Origin of the sequence: Staphylococcus sp. 2S1 (assembly GCF_046721335.1) — a bacterium.
In the GTDB taxonomy this organism is placed as follows: domain Bacteria; phylum Bacillota; class Bacilli; order Staphylococcales; family Staphylococcaceae; genus Staphylococcus; species Staphylococcus equorum_A.
In genome coordinates, this window is sequence record NZ_JBEUUJ010000003.1 from 976,044 (window position 1) to 994,919 (window position 18,876).

The window sequence follows — 18,876 nt, forward strand, 5'->3', positions numbered from 1 at the left end:
CAATGCCTCCTTAGATTTTACCTACTAAGTCAAGACCAGGTTGTAATGTTTCTGAACCTTCTTCCCATTTAGCTGGGCAAACTTCGCCTGGGTGTTGACGTACATATTGTGCTGCTTTGATTTTGTGTACCAATGTACTTGCGTCACGGCCGATACCGTCAGCATTCACTTCAGCTGCTTGTACAATACCGTCAGGGTCTACGATGAAAGTACCACGTTGAGCTAAACCTAATTCTTCATCTAATACATCAAAACTACGAGTGATTGTTTGAGAAGGGTCACCAATCATAGTGTATTGGATTTTGTTAATGGCTTCTGAATGGTCATGCCAAGCTTTGTGTACGAAATGCGTATCAGTTGATACTGAGTACACGTTTACGCCTAATTCTTGTAATTTATCATATTGTCCTTGTAAATCTTCTAATTCAGTTGGACATACGAATGAGAAGTCTGCTGGATAGAAGCAAACAACACTCCATGAACCTTTTAAGTTTTCATCTGAAACTTCGAAAAACTCATCTTGCTTTGGATCATAAGCGTTAGCTGTGAATGGTAAAATTTCTTTGTTAATTAAAGACATAAAAAAACATCCTCCTGATTGATTAACTAATTTTGATTAGAATATTAGTTAAGTAGATTATTATAGTTTGTTAATTGTAATGATTCTAATCTTTCACGTACTATTATTGCACGCTCATATATTCTCGTCAACGATGAAAGGCTATATATAAAAGTGTAAAATAACGCTCTGTGTGTGCTTTTGAACCATTAGTGACAAGTGAAAACATGCACGTAAAAGAGAGCGTTTACATAGTTGATATAATCTTTCTACATATTAAATAGCCTTTCAATTCTCAACTAAACATATGAAACTGAGAAGAAAGGCTTGTTATTTATTAAATTGGCTTAAAAACATGAATTACACAGCTTTTCAGAGCATTTTTTACAATTTTGTGAACGACTAGCGTTTACGGAATTTATACTTATAAGTAATGAACAACGAAACCATAATAAGAATAAACCAAATCAGAAGATATAGTAGGCTCAAGCTAGCATTATTGATTTCTAATTCTAAAATTAAGCCAAAAGGTAATATTTCCAGTACTTTGTCGAAAAAGCCTAATTTTATAACACCCTCTAAGGTATTAAATATTGGTGTCATGCCGAAGAGAATGAAGGGCACCATCATTAATGTTGTGGCAGTACCAACAGTATTAGACAACAAACCAAAGACTAAACCAAGGACAAGGTAAAAGCATAGCATGACTGCAAGTCCTAAATAAGTTTGAAAATCGAAATTCACGTTACTGTTCACAATCATTAAGCTTATGATAGTCGTAATGATTGTGATTATAAACGTGATGATGACTTTAGAAAACAATATTTCAATATTAGATGCTCGGCGACTCTACTAAGCCTTTCAATGTACCTTTTTCATTTTCTTCAGAGATCATTGTGATAAGAGGTGATGTAGCAACAAAAACAAATGCCATGTTAATTATGATGAACTGCATTACAGTCGGTGCGCTTTGAACTGTATTTGTAGTTGGAATGATACTGTAAAATATACTGATTAATATGATCATTAACGGCATGAAAATAATGGAAGGATTTCGTATAGATTCTTTAAAGTCTTTCTCTAACAGTGCTGACAAGCGTGTAATATTCATACTAAACAAGCTCCTTTCCAGTGATTTTCAAGAAAACATCGCCAAGCGTAGGTAAATCAGATGAAATGTATTTTAAATCATTTGCTTCGAGCATATCTGTAATATACTGTGCAGATTCGGTAGTCATGGGTAAGGTTTTTTCTCGATTATTATTATGAATGACCTTAATTGTATGATTTGCATGATTAAAGCGAAAGTTCTCTGGTGTATCAAGTTCTTTGAGTACACCTGACTCTATAAAAGCCACGCGATCGCATAAGGCGTTTGCTTCTTCCATATTATGTGTTGTTAAAAATATCGTTGTGCCACGTTCGTTTAATGCTTTAAGGCCTTTATGCACATGTTGAATTGTCATAGGGTCTAAAGATGCTGTTGGTTCATCTAAAAATAATAGTTCAGGTTGATGTAAGATTGCTTTAGCAAGTAGTACACGTTGCTTCATACCGAGCAGACAAGTTTTTAAATAATGATTTTTTATCCTGTGTTAGACCAACAAATTCTAAAGCTTCGTCAACTTTTTGTAATGATAGTTGACGAAGCTTTGCGAATAACTTTAAGTTATCCCAAATACTTTGACGTTCATAAGCAGTACTGTGATCTGTAAGGATACCAATTTTTGACATAAATGTGCCTGTACCTATTTCAGAACCATTGTGTCCAAGTACATTTAGACTACCTTTAGACGGATGGTATGTGCCAGTTAACATTTTAATTGTTGTTGTCTTGCCGAACCACTAGGGCCAAGGAAACCAAAAATTTCTCCTCTTTTTACAGTGAAATTCATATCTTTAATTGCTACTTTGTTTTTAAATGACTTCGTTACATGATTCATTTCAATTATATGTTCCATTAAATTACCTCCTTTTGAAGTAACTTCAGCATAGCGTGTTTACGCGTATCTGACGTTTAAAAGAAGGTGAAATGTAACGTATAAGTGTTGAGTTGTTACTTATTAATATTGAAAAATTGTTCTATTTCTTTTGCCTTTTGTCTAGATAATGGAATAAGCATTTCTTTAGTATTATTGAGTCGTATCGAATAGTTGTTTTTAGACCAAGAAATTATTTCACTCACTTTTTGTAAGTTTACGATATAAGAACGATGACATCTATAAAAACCATAAGGAATAATAATGGTTTCAATAGCTTGTAAAGTCGTATCATGAGTATATTGTTCATTACCTACATGTATTACAACCTTGCCATCTTGTCCTTCTAAGTAGTCAATGTCGATGGGATCTAAAAATAACGTTTTTTCACTGGTTTTCACTGTTAAACGTTTGATTTGTTGTCGCTCTAATTGGTTGTTGTCGCTTATATCTTGCTGATGATTTGGTTAGTATTGTGATATTTCTATAGGTTTAAATGTTTTTTCAGTAAGGCGATAACAATTGTTGCTGATAAGTAATGCTTCCTCTGTGTGATTTGTTAATGTAATAATTGATTTGTACTTGCTGAGTTCATTGAGTAAGTTGAGTATGGTGTGTTTTGTTTCAATAGAGACATTTTGTAAAGGTTCTTTAATAATAAATTTCTTTTCAGGTACAAGGAATAATTTTGCTAAATGTACGAGTTTAAGTTCAGAATTTGTGAGTTTTTTAATTTTCTTGTGGTGGAATGAGAATAACTTACATTCATAAAGGACTGTATCTAAGGATAATTTTGAATCGTACCATTTACACCAAAATTTAATGATTTCTTTGACTGATAATCGCTCTGGTAGTGGTACTTTAAGCGTGTATGTCTTGAATCCGCTCGTATCTTGATTGAGTTCTATAATCGAATTTTGAAACTCATCTTCTGTGACAATAGTAGCTAAATCATTTTGAAGTTCAACTAATCTATTATCTTTTACAAATAATTCTATATGTTTAACCATAAATAATACTCCTATAGTGTATTTATAAAACAGTATAACAAGCTATAGTGATAATGTGTGAGATTTTTATGAAAAAAAGACCTATTTTCTGATTGAAATAGGCCTTGTATTGCATTAGCAATATGAAGTTACTAAAGAAGGTTTTAGTACTAAATTACATGAATGATTGTGCTATCCACCAAATCATTGCGAGCAACAGGGAAGAACAACCACCAGTAACCTGCTAGGAATTCCCAACCATTCATAGCATTTTTCTCTTTATCATCTGAAACAGGTTGCTGATATGTTTCAATAATTGTATGTTTAAGTTGCTTGTCTCCTTTAATGAGTTCATCTAATGAGATGTCGAATAGATCGCTCATTTTAATTAACATATCAATGCTCGGATAGACTTTATTTAATTCCCATTTTGAAATACTTTGGCGTGAAATGTTAAGTATTTCGGCTAAATCATCTTGAGACCAATTTTTTTGTTCTCTTTGCTCTTTAATCTTTTTACCAATTTCCATATCAACCACATCCTTTGTTTAAAGTTAATCTATTACATGTTCAGCGTCACGAACTTAATGTTATTGTCTGTCGCAACGACAGGTTGCAATCGCGTATTTATCATCATTATCAGTTTTTGAAAATTAAATATGTATAAGATTGATTTATGTTCACAGGGATTTATGAACAACCTCTTTAATGTAATAATACCCATTTCATTCTATTATAATAAAAAACTGACTAAGTTATAACTTAGTCAGTTAATAATAATTTTGAATTTTTTATCTATCCCAATATCTTGCTCTATCAAAAGCTTGCACAATTGTATTAGGATCATCCGATACGAAAACACCAGGTGCTGTTAGATTCAATTTGGCATCTGCTAAATTTGTCTCAGTTGCTTGGCTAACAATTAATGGTTTATTGTGTTTATAAGTGAGTTCTGCAAACTCCTCGACAGGTGGAAGTATGTCGCTACCATCTGAAAGTACAATTAAGCTATCAAATAAAGTTGGATGAGCAGTATCAAATGTTTCAGTGATACCGTAGTCTTCTGAGATATCTTTAGGATGTTGTCCCACAAATGCGTAGTTTAATTTATGTTCAGTGAACGTTTTAGCGTATGATTTTAGTGTGTCAGCACTAATATCGCCATTTACTGCAACAGCTACAGAATGTCCAGCTAATGGGATGTCGAATTTTTCCATTGTTAGTTTACTATCTTTTGCGTCTGATTGGACTTCTTCATTTTCTGCGGGCACTTCCACACCTACATTTTTAGCTACACGTTCGGCTAATGTGCGGTCAACCTTGTTCAATTGGTTAACAGCATTTTGTTTAACCATAACCGATTTACACATACCGATTTCAAATGAAAAGCCATCTACGGTATGATCAAATTCAGGCTGAGTCAGACTGTTTAAATAAAGTTTGGCTTGACTATAATAATCTTTGAAACTTTCACTGCGTTTTTGAATCTTGCGGCCTTCAACTTTTTCTTGATAGTGCTCATAACCACCTTCTTCTTTTGGCGTTGTATGAGGGTCATTATTATTCAGTGCATTTTTATGATACGCAACTTGTCCCTTGTTTACACTTGTTTGGTGCATACCTTCTCTTTGGTTGTTGTGTACTTCATTCACAGGACGGTTAATTGGAATTTGATTAAAGTTTGGACCACCTAATCTCGTGATTTGTGTATCTGTATAAGAGAATAAACGTCCTTGTAATAATGGGTCGTTAGAAAAGTCGATACCTGGCACAATATGACCTGGATGGAATGCGGCTTGTTCTGTTTCATCAAACACATTCGTAACATTTTGGTTTAACGTCATTTTACCAACTCTTTGTACTGGAACGTCATCTTCAGGCCAAATTTTTGTCGGGTCTAAAATATCAAAATCAAAGTCAAATTCTTGTTCGGGACGAATAATTTGTAGGCCTAATTCCCATTCAGGATAATCGCCTTTTTCGATAGATTCGTAAAGGTCTTTACGATGAAAGTCAACGTCTTTACCATGTAGAATTTGTGCTTCATCCCATACGAGAGACTCTAGCCCTTGAAGTGGTTTCCAATGGAATTTAACAAAATAAGACTGTCCCTCGCTATTAACAAGGCGGAACGTATGCACGCCGAAACCTTCGACTTGTCTGAAATCTTTAGGTATCCCGCGATCACTCATAGCCCATACAGCGGTATGTGTAGATTCTGGGTTTTGAGCAAAGAAATCCCAAAATGTATCATGTGCAGTACCACCTTGAGGCATTTCGTTATGTGGTTCAGGTTTAACTGCGTGAATTAAATCTGGGAATTTGATTGCGTCTTGTATGAAAAACACTGGTATATCGTTACCTACTAGATCGAAAATACCTTCATCTGTATAAAATTTTGTCGCAAAGCCACGGACGTCTCTAACTGTATCAGGAGAGCCTTTAGAACCTTGAACTGTGGAAAATCTAACGAATAGTGGCGTTGTTTTCTCGGGGTGAGTTAAAAAGTCGGCTGAAGTATATTTCGATAAATCTTCATAAACTTGAAATTCTCCATGTGCACCAAAGCCACGGGCATGTACAACACGTTCTGGGATTCGTTCATGATCGAAGTGCATGATTTTTTCTCTGAAATGGAAATCTTCTAATAAGCTAGGACCACGTTCACCAACAGTTAGCGTGTTTTCATCTTCACTTACTTTGACACCATTATTAGTCGTCATTACTTTATCGTCATTGCTTTTTTCTACTTCATTTAATTGATCTTTCTTTTTATTGCTCATTAAAATACCCCCTATCTTTACGTACAGTTAGTGTTTTCCACGTTACGATAAAGAGAAACATATCTATGAGTTAAATGAATTATTTTAAATGATTTATAAATTATAGTATGCATAGTGAGAAGATTATATGTGAGAGATTGTCGACAAGACTCCGACTTTGTTGGCAGTTTTTGTGCACGTTTTCCTTGGCACAGACTTAGACTGTGGGCTTCGGCTACTGCATTTTCTGTAGGAGTCGACCCAGGCACTACCATTTTGAAAGAAAAATACTATAAAAAAACCAAATGCCTTTATAGCACTTGGTTTGTCTACATTCTGTGACATGAGGAAAGGGGAGTCTAGTCTACAAATGTGACATCCACTTGTCCTACATTGCTATATTCCGCTTTATAAGATCCTAATTCTACTGGGATAGGCGATATAAAGGTACCTGAAGAAATGATATGACCTTTGTGTAATTTTTTATCGTGCGTTGCGAGTTTTTGTGCAAGCCATTTAACAGACTCGATTGGGTTGCCAAGTACTTCTGTAGAATCGCCTTCATGTTCTACTATTCCGTTATACGATAGTTTCATATGGATGTTTGCAAAATCTTCATATGACAGAGGCTCAATTGTTTCACCAACAACAATTAATCCTGTCGCAGTGTTGTCTGCTAATAAATCACCTAAAGTAAAATTAGGGAACCAATTTTTGTAGCGTGCATCGGGTATTTCAATACCTGGTGCAACTTTAACGCTAGATAGGACTTCTTCATTTGTTGGATTAGAAGATAAATCTTTCGTTAGAATAAACATAATTTCTGGTTCAATTAAAGGTGAAAATAGACTTGAAAGTGATACAGAGCCATTGCTTTCTACAATTTTAGAAGAAAGTATTGTGCCATAAGCTGGCTCATCAGTATTAGCGATACTTTGTGTTGCTCGCACTTGTCATACTTACTTTATAGCCGGCTATATTGGATTGATCAACGTCTTGAAGTTTATCGATAAGTAAATCCTGTGTTTGGTATGCTTCTCGTTCACTGATATTGTGCGTGTGACTAACAAAATCTATGGGTTCGTGCTGTTTAAAGGCTTCAAACAATGCATCTGCGACAGTTGTATTGGCTTGTGTCATGAAATATTAGCACTCCTTTTTCAGAATATTGTTACTATTATACTAACCATAAACTTAATTACTTTCAAATCTTTTAAGAAAGGTGAAAAATGGGTAAACATAATATAAGCAATCAAAATATGCTTTTGGTAAGATATGGATATATTTCATAAAGAGGAGCGATAGCATGTCTGATCACGTGTACAACTTATTGAAAAAACACCATTCAGTAAGAAATTTTAAGAAAGAACCTATTCCAGAAGAGCATATTAAACAACTTGTTGAGGCAGGGCAAAGCGCTTCGACTTCTAGTTATTTACAAACCTATTCCATTATAGGTATAGAAGATCCTGAGATAAAAGAAGATTTAAAAGAAGTATCTGGGCAGCCTTATGTCGTAGAAAATGGCTATTTGTTTGTTTTTGTAATGGATTATTATAGACACTCAATAGTGAATGAAGATTCCAAGCATCAAATGGAGACATCATTTGAATCTGCGGAAGGCTTGCTTGTTGGTACAATAGATGCAACGTTAGTAGCACAAAATATCGTCGCTACAGCAGAGGATATGGGCTATGGAATTGTTTATCTAGGCTCATTAAGAAATGATGTTGAACGAGTTAAAGAAGTATTAGACCTACCCGAGCATACTTTCCCTCTATTTGGTATGGCACTTGGTATACCTGAAGATGAGGAAGATGGTAGCCCGAAACCGCGTTTACCGTTTGAACATGTTTTTCATCGTGATAGATATAATAGCGATAAGGACGAGCAAAAAGAAGCATTACAAAGATATGATCAAACCGTAAGTGATTATTACAAATCGCGTACAAACGGTGAACGTAGTGAAACATGGTCTAATCAAATTGCGAATTTTATGAGCGCAAAACAAAGATTAGATATGTTAGATCAATTGAATAGAGCAGGTTTTATTAGAAAATAATAGTATAGCAAGATAGCTAAAGTGTTTCATTTTCACAAACTCATTACATTAAGGAAGGGGTTGGTTAAGTTGAGCATGTTTAATAGATTTTTTAGAAAAAAACCGGATGAAATTGATGGACGTGACATAAATAATCAATATATTTATTCATCTGAGAGCAAACTAACCCCGGAAGAAGCGCAAAAGTATTGGGCGAAAATGGCGCAAAAAGTACTTGTCACAGCAATCAATTCAGTAGATCATACAGCTGAGCGCATATTTATTTTAATCACCTTTGATGAGAAAGATTCGACAATCGATTTGTTTTTTCAAATGGATGGTCAACTCAGAATGTGGAATGACTTGGATAATGAAACACATAAAAAGGTTATTTCAGGTAGTATCGTTTCTCAAGCACCGAATTTAGTGAAACAAGTGAATTGTTTATACGATAGTGTAGACAAAGTTAGGTTAGCATATGCTCAAATTCAATATGAATTTGAAAGTAAAGCTTGGTATTTACATGATGTTACTCAAGAAAGTGTCGAAGCATATTTGGAAAAAGATCCCGCTTTTTTAAAATGGTTTGATGATGTGTCGAAAGAAATTGATGCAATTCCACTAGATGGTAAAGAAAGAATCACTTGGGGGCCATTCAAACCAGAATACTAGATAAAATAAAAACCTTCCTAAACAACGTGAAATCACACGGTTTGGGAAGGTTTTTTACATATTTAATTTTAATTATAGTTAGAACTATTAATGAGCAGGGATAGTTCTGGTTAAAGGCTGATTAGCCAGTAATTTCACCATATTCTTCTGAGTTATATGCGTCTTTATCTAAGTTGTCTGTCAGTTTAGCTGTACCTGTACCGCAAGTAAAGAGTCATTGACGTTCAATGCAGTACGACCCATATCAATTAAGGGTTCTACAGAAATTAACACACCTGCAAGTGCTACAGGTAAGTTCAGTGTAGACAATACGATGATTGAAGCAAACGTTGCGCCACCACCAACACCAGCTACACCAAATGAACTAATAATGACAACGCCGATAACTGCCAATATAAATTGTAAGTTAACTTCCACACCGGCAGCAGGTGCCACCATGACAGCTAACATAGCTGGATAAATACCCGCACAACCATTTTGTCCGATAGATAAACCAAATGAGGCGGAGAAATTAGCGATACCGTCTGGTACACCTAAACGATTTTTTTGAGTTTGTACGTTAAGTGGCAATGAACCTGCACTTGAACGAGACGTAAAGGCGAAGAGTAATACTTCACCCGTTTTCTTAACAAAAGTAACAGGGTTTAAACCTAATCCTGTAACAATAAGTAAGTGAATGATATACATTACGATAAGGGCTGCATAAGATGCGAGCACAAATTTACCTAATGTCCATATAGCAGCGAAGTCACTTGTGGCAATCGTTGATGTCATAATCGCTAAAATACCATAAGGTGTTAAGCGTAATACGAACGTTACAATCGCCATTACTAGGTTATACAATGCATCGATACCACGTTTTAAGATATTTCCACTTTCAGGTTGTTTACGCATTACACGTAAGAATGCAAAACCAATAAATGCAGCAAATATAACGACTGCAATAGTAGAAGTTGTACGTTGACCTGTGAAATCTAAGAATGGATTACTTGGTAGTAACTCTAAGATTTGCTGTGGCAATGTATTGGCAGTCATGTCTTTAGCCTGACTTGCGAGTTCGCCACCTCTTGAACTTTCAGCACTTCCTAAATCGATAGATGAAGCATCTAAGCCAAAAACAAGGGCAGAGACAATACCAACGATAGCCGCGATAGCTACTGTACCGATTAAGAACATGAAAATATAAATGCCTATTTTAGCAAATTTTTCTCCAATTTGAATTTTAGTGAAAGCTGAAACGATTGAAATAAAGATTAAGGGCATTACTATCATTTGTAATAATGAGATATAGCCATCTCCGACAATACTAAACCAGTCTGTTGTTTGTTTAGTAATCGTAGAATCCACACCATAAATTAGATGAATGAAAATACCATAAATGATACCTACGCCTAAAGCACTGAAAACACGTTTTGGAAATGATACGTGTCGTTTAGCCATTACATATAATCCGATGAGGAAGGCCACAAAAATGACGATGTTAAGAATTGTTAATAACATAAAGCAGGACCTACACTTTCATAATTTAATTTTTTAATTCCGATAAGCATACTAAGGATATTAGAAAAGTTAATAATATTCAAGTCTATTTTGCAAGAAAATTTGAAAATGAAAATGACTTTATATTCTGACAATAATGAAATGCAGTGAGAGACTGCTATGAAGATGTTTTTGTGGGTGAAGAAAGGGGTGAGGAGAGAAGATTGATATACTGGATAATTATATAAAAAAACCATCCCTTGATTGTTGGGATGGTTAAAATAAATTAGATTTTCTTTATAGATTGAATAAACGAGCAAAAAATCCTTTGCGTTCATCTTTTGGTTCTTCTTTAGCAAGTGGGGATTCATAAGCGTGCGTTTGCTCTGAAGATGCTTCTTGCTCACTAGACGATGCTAGGTCTGTAGCATGATCATTGTCTGGTGTTTTTTGGATAGAATCATCTTTAGCTTTATCAACTGAAGTTGTATCTTTTTCTTCTGATGATGCAGTAGTTGCGAGCACCCGTTGTGTCAGTTTCTTTAGCTGTCTGACTTGTAGAAGAAGTTGAAGCAACTTTGCTATCATCAGTTGTTGGTTTAGCTACAGTAGATGGTTGAGCACCAACTTGTGTAATCTCGCTATCTTCGACTTGAACTGAGTTTGAAGTGTTTTCCGTACTTACTTTACTGTCTTTAGCTGGATGTGCAGTAGCAGATGAAGCTTGTTCAGTAGTATTATCAGTCAAATTATCACCTTTACCAGCAGTTGTACCCGTAGAAGCAGTAATATTGTCTGTCTCAACGTTAGATTTCACAAGTTCTGATTGTTCTTTTTGAGAATCTTGAATCACACTTTGAGTTGTCTTAATTTCATCCGTTGATGTTTGGATAGCTTTTAATGATTCCGTGTTAGCATCTAATTTTGATGTGATTTGATTTTGCATTTCATGTAATTCGTGTTGTTGCTTGGTGTACTTGGTTAATCATTTGGCCAAGCATTTGACGTTCGTCACGCATTTTTTGGATTTCAGAACGTAAGTCATCCACAAGTTTAGAAACATTTTGGTCAGTAGGTAGATTACTGTCATTGTCTTTAACAAGTACTTGTAGGAAGTCTTTTTCTTTTTCTAATTCCTCGAAAGCTAAATCATAGCTATTGGTTTGCTTAACTTTTTCGGCAATTTCTTGGAAAAGCTCAATATCTTCTTCTTTGAAATCTGTAGCTTCACGGCCACGGTATTCGGTTTTGCTAAGTTGGTACCCGCGTTCTTCTAAATGTTGAACGATTTTACGGACTTGTTTTTCACTTAGCTCTACACGTAGTGCAAATTCTTTAGTTAACATAGTAATAAGTCCTTTCATATAAGCGATTTATGTATACGGACGTTTGTCTTCGGTTAGTGAAACGTCAGTCTTACCTCTATGTTAGTCTAAACTGTTTTAACAGTGATTTCAAGTAGTGCCTGCTATCATTTGCGCAAATCCATTTCCGTGAGTAAAGGATAAATAACACTTCTAGATATTCTGTTAGCAAATACATACTTTAATATATAATTTGATTTAATACTTGGTCCATAAATATCTTTAGTTAATTCGATATTAGATTTAATAAATAAATCCATAGGTCGTCCTTCAGAAAAACCTTTCAGACTGGGTGCTAAATAATCGATGTCATATTGTCTTTCGAAACCATTTTCGAATAAAAACTGACGTCTGTTATCCATAATAGTTATTTCGTCTTCAGACGCTTCTTCAGGTTCTTTTGGCACTTCCAACATGATGAAGTTAACATCATGAGCATGGAGTTGATTAGATAATTTATTAATTTCTTTTTCCATACGTTTTAGTGTTAAATTGATTAATTCATCATGGTTCGGTTGATCGAGGGCTATTAAATAAATTAAAAAAGCTGAGTTCGTCGTTGCTTCATAGTGAGCAGTAGCTAAACTCACTGGTTTTTCTGACTCGATACCTACTAAAAATAAATAATCATGTTTAGTACGTTCGTTTTTTAACGATTGTTTAAATATTTGTTCGTCCTCTGTTAACCCGATATCAAACTTTTCGTCATATATCTTTAAAGCTGATTTGAACAATGGATCATCAATTGATGTTACGGCTTTAAATTCCATAGACTCACCCCCAAAATTATTGCGTTCATTATAACATAATAGTTATATTTGTAATTTATTAACACATAATCTAAATCTTGTTAATACTTATTATGTAATTGAAAAAGAGCGGGACAGAAATCAAATTTTGATTTCGTATTCCCGCCCCCACTAAGTTGACTAAATATCTAGTCAACTACTGTGCAGTCTCTAAATTAATAAATGCAATTATGTTTCAGACTCAAAATGATTATAGTAAGTGCATCTTTACGATTTTGGGCCGTTTGATTCTTCGGCATAATGATGCCCAACAACTGATTCATCTTCATAAGCAGCATTTGTTTTTTCTACTTCTTCATGTGAAGAGGTATCTCTCGCGACTACGATAATGTATTTATCGTTTAGTATTTCCTTTTTATAATGTTCTTTTTCATCATCTGTAATATCATAGTGAGATAAGACAACTTCTTCACCGTCTTCACCAGTCATAATCTTAGCGACTTTATCACTAAATGATCCGCTTGTTGCTATTAAACTCACTTCGGAATTATGTAATTCATCAATATGGAGTTTTGTTCTAGATAAAACGGATAGCTCTGATTCATCGTATCCTTCAGAAACTTTTTCTTTAACTTTTTGTAATAATTCTTCTTCATTTTGTACAATTGTAAAATCTGTCATGTAAAATCCCTCCGACCATTGTTTTAATGATTATTAAGTATTTACCCAGTTCACATATAGATAAAACGAATACAACTTTATTATATAACGGAATGATAACTCTGACAAACATCATTTTATCGCCATAGAAAACGTTTACAAATTCGAGAAAAAAGTAATAAAAAGGTCGTTGTGAAGCGCTTACTTGTAATATGTGTATTGAAAATAAAGCTAAAATTTGCTATCATCAGTTAATAATTTATCTAACTCATATAATCTAAAGGATAAGGCTTTAGAAGTTTCTACCATGTCGCCATTAACGATATGACTATGGGTAACCAATACAATACATAAGTAATTCGAATTCATATGTTTTAAATCGTAAGAAGACGTACACGTTTTAGAACACTTATCGCTACTGTTGTCACAAATCTAACCTTTTTACATATAATTTGGGAAATGAATGTGAAACAACCAACTTGGGCAACATGAGTTATAAGTTGAAGAAGGGCTTCTTCTCGTATTGCAAGTTCACTCATAGATCCTGAAACTAAGTTAGTTTAGGACTTTTTTTGTACACAAAATGAGGAGGTTTTTTCGAGTGGATTTGTTGAAACAGAAAGTAGAAGCAGATGGTGTCGTTATTGATGAGAAGATTTTGAAAGTGGACGGATTTTTAAATCATCAAATCGATGCAAGGTTAATGTACGATGTAGGACAAACGTTTTATGAGCAGTTTAAGGACGAAGGTATTACTAAAATATTAACAATAGAGGCTTCAGGTATTGCACCGACTATCATGGCTGCAATGCACTTTGATGTACCGTGTCTATTTGCGAAAAAAGCAATGCCGAGTACGTTAAAGAAAGATGTATATCAAGCAGATATCCATTCATTCACAAAAAACACGACAAGTACGGTCATTGTTTCAAATGAATTTTTAGGTGAGCATGATCGCGTATTAATCATAGATGACTTTTTAGCGAACGGCGATGCATCACTTGGTTTAAACGAAATTGTAGAAAAAGCGCATGCAACTACGGTCGGTGTTGGCATTGTAGTAGAGAAAAGCTTCCAACCCGGAAGAGAGCGATTAGAACAAGCAGGTCTTACAGTTTCATCACTATGTAAAGTTGCTTCTTTAAGTGGAAACAAAGTAACGTTTCTAGGGGACGAAGCATGAAGACCTTTTTCTTAAGCTTACAACATTTATTGGCAATGTATGCAGGAGCCATCCTAGTTCCTATTATCGTTGGAACAAGTTTAGACTTCTCTCCAGAAGAAATTGCATTCTTAGTTACAGTAGATATTTTTATGTGTGGTGTAGCTACATTTTTACAAGTTTGGAAAGGTACTGGTACAGGATTACCTATTGTATTGGGGTGTACATTCACTGCAGTAGCACCGATGATTTTGATTGGTCAGACAAAAGGTATTGGTGACTTATATGGTTCACTATTTTTATCAGGTATCTTAGTTGTTGTTATTGCGCCATTCTTTTCGCATTTAGTGAAGTTATTCCCACCTGTTGTAACAGGTAGTGTCGTTACGATAATAGGGATTAACCTAATGCCAGTTGCAATGAATTATTTAGGCGGCGGAGAAGACGCAAAAGATTATGGTGATGCTACGAATATTATGCTTGGTGCGACGACGTTAATTATTATTTTGATAGTTCAACGATTTACATCAGGTTTTCTAAAATCTATTGCTATTTTAATAGGATTGGTTGCGGGGACGATTTTAGCTTCGATATTTGGTATTGTAGATGTGAAGCAAGTTGGAACAGCGCATTGGTTTGCGTTACCACAACCATTTAGGTTTTCAACTTTCAGCTTTGACTTAGGTGCGACGCTTGTATTTTTCATTGTTGCATTAGTCAGCTTGATAGAATCAACAGGTGTGTATCATGCATTAAGTGAGATTACAGGTAAGAAACTAGAACGTAAAGATTTCCGTAAAGGCTATACTGCAGAAGGTATTGCGATTATATTAGGGTCAATTTTTAACGCCTTCCCATATACAGCGTATTCTCAAAATGTTGGGTTAGTATCGTTATCAGGTGCTAAAAAGAACAATGTGATATATGGCATGGTTATATTATTGATTATTTGCGGATGTATTCCTAAATTAGGTGCATTGGCGAATATGATCCCACTTCCAGTATTAGGTGGTGCCATGATAGCTATGTTTGGCATGGTTATGGCATATGGTGTTAGTATATTAGGTAATATTAATTTTAAGAATCAAAACAATTTGTTAGTAATTGCTGTATCAGTTGGGCTAGGAACGGGTATAAGTGCAGTACCTCAAGCATTTGAAGCATTAGGTGAACAGTTTGCATGGTTAACTCAAAATGGTATTGTACTTGGCGCGATTTCAGCAATTATTTTGAATTTCTTTTTTAATGGTATAAAGAGTCAACAAAATACGGAAGTTATGAAATAATAACTATAAAACAAATAATAGGAGGCTGTACCAGTATGTGGGAAAATAAATTTGAAAAAGAATCTTTAACTTTTGACGATGTGTTATTGTTACCAGCAGAATCAGATGTTTTACCGAAAGAAGTAGATTTAAGTGTTCAATTATCAGAAGGCGTTAAATTGAACATTCCTGTGATTTCAGCGGGTATGGACACAGTAACTGAATCGAAAATGGCGATTTCAATGGCTAGACAAGGTGGACTTGGTGTAATCCATAAAAACATGAACATTGAAGATCAAGCAGACGAAGTTCAAAAAGTAAAACGCTCTGAAAATGGTGTTATTTCAAATCCATTTTTCTTAACACCTGAAGAAAGTGTTTTTGAAGCGGAAGCATTAATGGGTAAATATCGTATCTCAGGCGTACCAATTGTTAACAGTAAACAAGATAGACAATTTGTAGGTATTATTACAAACCGTGATTTACGTTTTATTGAAGATTTTTCAATTAAAATCTCTGATGTGATGACTAAAGATGGACTTGTTACAGCACCTGTTGGTACAACATTAGACGAAGCTGAAAAATTATTACAAAAACATAAAATCGAAAAACTACCTCTAGTAAAAGAAGGGCGTTTAGAAGGTTTAATCACAATTAAAGATATTGAAAAAGTACTTGAATTCCCATATTCAGCTAAAGATGCACACGGTAGATTATTAGTTGGTGCGGCAATTGGTATTGCTAAAGACACAGACATCCGTGCTAAAAAATTAGTTGAAGCTGGTGTAGATGCGTTAGTTATAGACACAGCGCATGGCCATTCTAAAGGCGTATTAGACCAAGTTGCACATATTAAAGAGCAATTCCCACAAGTAACATTAATCGCTGGTAACGTAGCTACTACTGCAGGTACAAAGGCGTTATATGATGCAGGTGCAGATGTAGTTAAAGTAGGTATTGGCCCAGGTTCAATTTGTACAACACGTGTTGTAGCAGGTGTTGGTGTACCTCAAATTACAGCTATCTATGATTGTGCTACAGAAGCACGTAGACAAGGCAAATCAATTATTGCTGATGGCGGTATTAAATTCTCTGGTGACATCATCAAAGCATTAGTCTGTTGGTGGACATGCGGTAATGTTAGGAAGCTTACTCGCTGGTACTGAAGAAAGCCCTGGCGCAACAGAAGTATTCCAAGGTAGACAATATAAAGTATACAGAGGCATGGGTTCATTAGGTGCTATGGAAAGTGGTTCAAATGACCGTTATTTCCAAGAGGACAAAACACCTAAGAAATTCGTTCCAGAAGGTATTGAAGGCCGTATTGCTTATAAAGGTTCATTACAAGATACAATTTATCAACTTATGGGTGGCGTAAGATCTGGTATGGGTTATACTGGTTCAAGAAACTTAGAAGCACTAAGAGAAGAAGCACAGTTTACACGTATGGGACCTGCTCGGACTAGCAGAAAGTCACCCACATGATGTTCAAATTACAAAAGAATCACCAAATTATTCATTCTAAGTCAAAGGAGATTTAAAAGTTATGGAAATGGCGAAAGAGCAAGAGCTCATACTTGTTTTAGACTTTGGTAGCCAATACAACCAATTAATTACACGTCGTATTCGTGAAATGGGAGTGTACAGTGAATTACACGACCATGAAATGAGTATGGATGAAATTAAAAGTTTGAACCCTAAAGGTATTATCCTTTCTGGTGGACCAAATTCAGTTTACGAAGAAGATTCATTTACAATTGATCCAGAAATATATAATTTAGGTATTCCTATTTTAGGTATTTGCTATGGTATGCAACTTACAACTAAATTATTAGGTGGAAAAGTTGAGCGCGCTAATGAACGCGAATACGGTAAAGCAGTTATTAATGCTAAAACGGATGAATTATTCTTTGGTTTACCAGAAGAACAAAATGTTTGGATGAGTCATTCGGACAAAGTAATTGAAATTCCTGAAGGCTTTGAAGTCATTGCAGATAGCCCAAGCACACGTTATGCGGCTATCGAAGATAAAGAACGCCGCATTTATGGCGTGCAATTCCACCCAGAAGTACGTCATACAGAATTCGGTAACGATTTATTACGTAACTTTGTACGTCGCGTCTGTGATTGTACAGGCGAATGGTCAATGGAAAACTTTATCGATATTGAAATTGAAAAAATCCGCAACCTCGTTGGCGATCGTAAAGTCCTTTCTGCAATGAGTGGTGGGGTAGATTCATCAGTAGTTTCAGTATTACTACACAAAGCAATCGGTGACCAATTAACATGTATCTTCGTAGACCATGGTCTTTTACGTAAAGGTGAAGGCGACATGGTAATGGAACAATTTGGTGAAGGTTTCAATATGAACATTATTCGTGTGGATGCACAAGAACGTTTCATGAGTAAACTAAAAGGTGTATCTGACCCAGAACAAAAACGTAAAATCATTGGTAATGAATTCATCTATGTATTTGATGACGAATCATCTAAGTTAGAAGGCGTAGACTTCCTAGCTCAAGGTACATTGTATACAGATGTTATTGAATCAGGTACGAAGACTGCACAAACAATTAAATCACACCATAACGTTGGTGGATTACCAGAAGATATGGATTTCCAATTAATCGAACCAATCAATACATTGTTTAAAGACGAAGTACGTGAATTAGGTATCGAATTAGGAATTCCAGAGCATTTAGTATGGAGACAACCGTTCCCAGGTCCTGGACTTGGTATTCGTGTGCTTGGCGAAATCACAGAAGATAAACTAGAAATTGTACGTGAATCTGACGCGATTTTAAGACAAGTTGTACGTGAAGAAGGTCTTGAACGTGAGATTTGGCAATACTTCACGGTATTACCAGGCATCCAATCTGTAGGTGTTATGGGAGACTACCGCACGTATGATCACACAGTAGGCATCCGTGCTGTAACTTCTATTGATGGCATGACAAGTGACTTCGCACGCATTGACTGGGAAGTCTTACAAAAGATTTCAAGTCGTATTGTAAACGAAGTAGACCACGTCAACCGCGTCGTCTATGACATTACATCTAAGCCACCAAGCACAATCGAGTGGGAATAATAGTATAGAATGATGCCCCCTTAGGCCATAGGCTTAAGGGGGTGTTTTTTATTTTAAATAAAGTGCTAGAAATATTTCTTCATAATAATTCCTATGCTACTAATATC

At 35.2% G+C, this 18,876-nt stretch carries 14 protein-coding genes, 6 pseudogenes and 1 riboswitch; of the genes and pseudogenes, 6 read left to right on the forward strand and 14 right to left on the reverse strand.

Going from position 1 to position 18,876, the window contains the following annotated elements; all coding sequences use genetic code 11:
- Positions 1-10 precede the first annotated feature (10 nt).
- The 9 genes and pseudogenes from ahpC to ABLV90_RS05200 form a co-directional block, all read right to left on the reverse strand.
- Positions 11-580, reverse strand: coding sequence for an alkyl hydroperoxide reductase subunit C (gene ahpC / locus ABLV90_RS05160; RefSeq protein WP_069816672.1), 570 nt, complete (start codon positions 578-580; stop codon positions 11-13).
- 381 nt (positions 581-961) lie between these two features.
- Positions 962-1,303, reverse strand: a complete 342-nt coding sequence (locus tag ABLV90_RS05165; protein WP_460872287.1) for a hypothetical protein — start codon at positions 1,301-1,303, stop codon at positions 962-964.
- A gap of 88 nt (positions 1,304-1,391) precedes the next feature.
- Positions 1,392-1,670 carry a hypothetical protein gene (locus tag ABLV90_RS05170; RefSeq protein ID WP_460872288.1) on the reverse strand — a complete coding sequence of 93 codons (279 nt, stop codon included), beginning with the start codon at positions 1,668-1,670 and terminating at the stop codon, positions 1,392-1,394.
- 1 nt (position 1,671) lies between these two features.
- A pseudogene (locus ABLV90_RS05175) lies at positions 1,672-2,520 on the reverse strand (ABC transporter ATP-binding protein).
- A 95-nt stretch (positions 2,521-2,615) separates the two neighbouring features.
- Positions 2,616-2,939 carry a LytTR family DNA-binding domain-containing protein gene (locus ABLV90_RS05180; protein WP_427708307.1) on the reverse strand — a complete coding sequence of 108 codons (324 nt, stop codon included), beginning with the start codon at positions 2,937-2,939 and terminating at the stop codon, positions 2,616-2,618.
- A 66-nt stretch (positions 2,940-3,005) separates the two neighbouring features.
- The gene (locus ABLV90_RS05185) at positions 3,006-3,548 is read right to left on the reverse strand and encodes a P-loop NTPase family protein (protein WP_427708309.1); all 543 of its coding nucleotides are present in this window, start codon (positions 3,546-3,548) and stop codon (positions 3,006-3,008) included.
- A gap of 154 nt (positions 3,549-3,702) precedes the next feature.
- A pseudogene (locus tag ABLV90_RS05190) lies at positions 3,703-4,057 on the reverse strand (helix-turn-helix domain-containing protein).
- Between the two features lie 261 nt (positions 4,058-4,318).
- The gene (locus ABLV90_RS05195) at positions 4,319-6,310 is read right to left on the reverse strand and encodes a catalase (RefSeq protein ID WP_460872289.1); all 1,992 of its coding nucleotides are present in this window, start codon (positions 6,308-6,310) and stop codon (positions 4,319-4,321) included.
- A 338-nt stretch (positions 6,311-6,648) separates the two neighbouring features.
- Positions 6,649-7,429 (reverse strand): annotated as a pseudogene (locus ABLV90_RS05200) (2-keto-4-pentenoate hydratase).
- A 166-nt stretch (positions 7,430-7,595) separates the two neighbouring features.
- On the opposite strand from ABLV90_RS05200, the gene nfsA reads away from it, so the two are divergent.
- Positions 7,596-8,351 (forward strand): oxygen-insensitive NADPH nitroreductase, encoded by a 756-nt coding sequence (gene nfsA, locus ABLV90_RS05205; protein WP_460872290.1) that lies wholly within the window; start codon positions 7,596-7,598, stop codon positions 8,349-8,351.
- A gap of 75 nt (positions 8,352-8,426) precedes the next feature.
- The gene (locus ABLV90_RS05210) at positions 8,427-9,002 is read left to right on the forward strand and encodes a hypothetical protein (protein ID WP_069816782.1); all 576 of its coding nucleotides are present in this window, start codon (positions 8,427-8,429) and stop codon (positions 9,000-9,002) included.
- Between the two features lie 121 nt (positions 9,003-9,123).
- Here ABLV90_RS05210 and ABLV90_RS05215 read toward each other — a convergent pair.
- From ABLV90_RS05215 to ABLV90_RS05235, 5 genes and pseudogenes are all read right to left on the reverse strand, one after another.
- Positions 9,124-10,502, reverse strand: a pseudogene (locus tag ABLV90_RS05215) (L-cystine transporter).
- A gap of 276 nt (positions 10,503-10,778) precedes the next feature.
- Complete coding sequence (locus tag ABLV90_RS05220; RefSeq protein WP_460872291.1) at positions 10,779-11,006, reverse strand: hypothetical protein; 228 nt, start codon at positions 11,004-11,006, stop codon at positions 10,779-10,781.
- A 348-nt stretch (positions 11,007-11,354) separates the two neighbouring features.
- Positions 11,355-11,827 (reverse strand): annotated as a pseudogene (locus ABLV90_RS05225) (hypothetical protein); the annotation flags it as partial.
- 125 nt (positions 11,828-11,952) lie between these two features.
- The gene (locus ABLV90_RS05230; RefSeq protein WP_069816690.1) at positions 11,953-12,615 is read right to left on the reverse strand and encodes a hypothetical protein; all 663 of its coding nucleotides are present in this window, start codon (positions 12,613-12,615) and stop codon (positions 11,953-11,955) included.
- 246 nt (positions 12,616-12,861) lie between these two features.
- Positions 12,862-13,275, reverse strand: a complete 414-nt coding sequence (locus tag ABLV90_RS05235) for a general stress protein (RefSeq protein WP_460872292.1) — start codon at positions 13,273-13,275, stop codon at positions 12,862-12,864.
- Between the two features lie 227 nt (positions 13,276-13,502).
- Positions 13,503-13,605, forward strand: a riboswitch (purine riboswitch).
- Between the two features lie 250 nt (positions 13,606-13,855).
- Between ABLV90_RS05235 and xpt the strand changes: the two genes are divergently transcribed.
- The 4 genes and pseudogenes from xpt (at position 13,856) to guaA (ending at position 18,769) form a co-directional block, all read left to right on the forward strand.
- Positions 13,856-14,437, forward strand: a complete 582-nt coding sequence (xpt, locus tag ABLV90_RS05240; RefSeq protein ID WP_460872293.1) for a xanthine phosphoribosyltransferase — start codon at positions 13,856-13,858, stop codon at positions 14,435-14,437.
- Positions 14,434-15,702 carry a xanthine permease PbuX gene (gene pbuX, locus ABLV90_RS05245; protein WP_460872294.1) on the forward strand — a complete coding sequence of 423 codons (1,269 nt, stop codon included), beginning with the start codon at positions 14,434-14,436 and terminating at the stop codon, positions 15,700-15,702. Before xpt ends, pbuX begins: the two co-directional genes overlap by 4 nt.
- Positions 15,703-15,737: 35 nt before the next feature.
- Positions 15,738-17,206, forward strand: a pseudogene (gene guaB / locus ABLV90_RS05250) (IMP dehydrogenase).
- 21 nt (positions 17,207-17,227) lie between these two features.
- Positions 17,228-18,769, forward strand: a complete 1,542-nt coding sequence (guaA, locus tag ABLV90_RS05255; protein WP_069816699.1) for a glutamine-hydrolyzing GMP synthase — start codon at positions 17,228-17,230, stop codon at positions 18,767-18,769.
- Positions 18,770-18,876: the final 107 nt, after the last annotated feature.